This window comes from Pseudomonas sp. 06C 126 (genome assembly GCF_001855215.1).
GTDB lineage: Bacteria > Pseudomonadota > Gammaproteobacteria > Pseudomonadales > Pseudomonadaceae > Aquipseudomonas > Aquipseudomonas proteolytica.
In genome coordinates this window covers 1-385 of sequence record NZ_MIFU01000027.1, presented here as the reverse complement: position 1 = coordinate 385, position 385 = coordinate 1, and the positions used below count along the sequence as shown (strand labels likewise).

The window sequence follows — 385 nt, the reverse complement described above, 5'->3', positions numbered from 1 at the left end:
TGTGAACGAGTCGAGCGGTACTGTTTCGGCTGTAGCGCCAGACGACGTATACAAAGGCGACCAGACTGTTACGACCGGCATCGAAAAAGTCACCGGTGGCGAGCACTTCGAGAACTTGGTTCCAGGTACCGATAAAGTCACCACCGTCGTAACTGACACACCGGGCACCGATAACACCACTACCGTCACCTTGACCGCGCCAGACGCCGTCAACGAAGGCGGGAAAATCACTTACACCGCTACGCTTTCTAATAAAGCGGATACCGACGTCACCCTGACCCTCGACAACAAACAAACCATCACCATCAAGGCCGGCGAAACCGTTGGTACTGTGATTGTTGATGCCCCTGGCGATGACGTGTTCATCGACAAGAGCACCCAGACC

The 385-nt window shown here is 54.8% G+C and carries 1 protein-coding gene; it reads left to right on the top strand.

What is annotated here, in order from left to right:
- Positions 1 to 385 (top strand): immunoglobulin-like domain-containing protein (locus BHC62_RS05360; RefSeq protein WP_143007490.1); only part of this gene is annotated, 385 nt, incomplete at both ends.